This is a genomic window from uncultured Methanobrevibacter sp., from assembly GCF_902769175.1.
In the GTDB taxonomy this organism is placed as follows: domain Archaea; phylum Methanobacteriota; class Methanobacteria; order Methanobacteriales; family Methanobacteriaceae; genus Methanobrevibacter.
Window position 1 is genome coordinate 1 of record NZ_CACXNW010000060.1, and the last position, 2,416, is coordinate 2,416.

Annotated in this window: 1 protein-coding gene; it reads right to left on the reverse strand. The window is 29.1% G+C overall.

All coding sequences use genetic code 11. The features are described from left to right. Window positions 1–1,206, reverse strand: a 1,206-nt coding sequence (gene thsB / locus QZV12_RS13470; RefSeq protein WP_295622678.1) for a thermosome subunit beta, incomplete at its 3' end; no start/stop codon positions are given. Window positions 1,207–2,416 lie beyond the last annotated feature (1,210 nt).

Here is a 2,416-nt window from a genome sequence, read left to right on the forward strand (position 1 = left end):
AGCTACAACTTGACCGTCTTCTACAGTAGCAGCTACTACACCGATTGCGTCATCAACAGCTCTGTCGATTTCGTCAACGATGTGTTTGGTACTTCCTCTTACGAGTAAGGTTACTGCTTTAGGTTCTTGACATTCTTCTACAAAGATCATGTCGTCACCGGAGATTTTCTTCTCGGTTACGGAACCTGCGTGACCTAAGTCAGCTTCGGTTAAGTCATCTAAGTTGGATACAACAGTAGCGCCAGTTGCTTTAGCTAATTTGTCAATGTCAGATTTTTTAACTCTTCTTACAGCTAAGATTCCTTCTTTAGCTAAGTAGTGTTGTGCTAAGTCATCGATACCTTTTTGAGCGAATAAGACAGTTGCTCCAGAGTCTGCGATTTTTGCAACCATGTCTTTGACCATTTCTTCTTCTTGTTCAATGAATGCTTGCATTTGAGCAGGGTCAGTGATTCTTATTTCAGCACTTACTTCAGTTTCTTTAACTTCTATAGGGGAGTTGACTAAAGCGACTTTAGCATCAGTTAATTCAGATGGCATACCTGGGTGTACTTTTTCTTTGTCGATGATTACACCTTGGATTAAAGTAGATTCTTCTACTACAGCACCATCTTTCTTCTCGATTTTAATGTGATCAGCATCAACAGACTCATCATCTGCAACTTGTAATACAGCATCTACGATTAAGTTTGCTAAAGGTTCACGTGCTTTTTCAGTTCCTTTACCAGTCATAGCAGTCATAGCTACTTTTACTAACATTTCACGGGAAACATCATCGATAGCAATGTCATCTAAGATTTCTTGTGCTTTTTCAGCAGCTTGTCTGTAACCCATAGCAATGATGGTAGGGTGAATGTCCATATCTAATAATGATTCAGATTTTTTGAGAAGTTCTCCAGCAATGATTACTGCAGTGGTAGTTCCGTCTCCAACTTCATCTTCTTGGGTTTTTGCAACTTCCACGAGCATTTTTGCTGCAGGATGTTCAATATCCATTTCTTTTAAGATAGTTACTCCATCGTTGGTAACTACAATGTCTCCGAGTCCGTCTACTAACATTTTGTCCATTCCTTTTGGACCTAAAGTAGTTCTTACAGTTTCAGCTAATACTTTACCTGCTAAGATGTTGGTTCTTTGAGCATCTCTACCTAACAATCTGTTAGTTCCTTCAGGTAAAATGAAAATAGGTTGTCCACCTTGTGCCATATTATACACCTCTAATTTTTTTAAAAATAATTTTTTTGATAGATTAAATAAATATAATTAATTATAGCTTTTCAACTAAAGATCAAAAGCAATAATTTAGTTAAATATTAGAAAAACCAATTAAATTTTATTAAAAAATTCATAAGAATATAGATTTAACCAATATTAAAATATTTATTCTATAATAACAATGGGTTTAAAGTAATATATAAAGTTTTTGATTTTATTGTGAAATTTAAATTAATTATTGAATTTAAAAAAATTCATAAAAATTAACTAAAAAATATACAAAATAATAAAATAAAAAATAATTTTTGAACAAATAAATATAAAATTAATTTAGTTACAAAAATATATTAAAATAGAAAGTTCCTTTGTAGTTTACACATGTTCCTTTGTAGTTAACATCATACCCCATAAAAATTTAGTCCATTTCAGCTAACATTTATTCAATCCAGTTAAGAGCAATTCAATTAAGTCAACAATAATTTCATCCAGTTAACACCAATTCAAAAAGTTAACACTAATTCAAAAAGTAAAACCAATTCAAAAAGTTAACACTAATTCAAAAAGTTACACTAATTCATTTACAATAAACAACAGTTATTACCAGCAAATTAATGGATCTCACCAAGATTTTTTTGAGAAAATTTTTATTCTTACCGAATGAGAATTTTTGAGAATAATTTTAGTATCATCTAATGAGTAATCTTGAACCAATGCCCCCGTGGAAATCATTCATGAACAATGTGTCATTTAAATGAATGGAACTACACTTAAATTATATTAAAAAATAATTCTTATTAAAATTATTATAGCTACTTATCATTTTATGAACACTATAAAAAAAATATAGATTAATGCAATGTTTACATTAGATGAGGGCAATGAAAAACATAGAAATATCTAAAAAAAATAGAAATATGTGAAAAAATAGATGCATTAGGAAAAATAGAAATATAAAAAAATATCAAAGAAATATGAAAGAATCATAAAAAAAATTAAAATAAACTAAAAGTAAATAAAATAAAATAAATTACAATAAACTAAAAATAATTAAAATAAAATAAATTACAAAAAAATAAAAATAATTAAAATAAAAATAGAGGGCGTGTCACGATTATGACCCTCACCCACATTTTTCTTAACTTATTTTCCTTTAAATTTATATACAATGAAGTACAATCTATTATTATAGAAATAAATAATT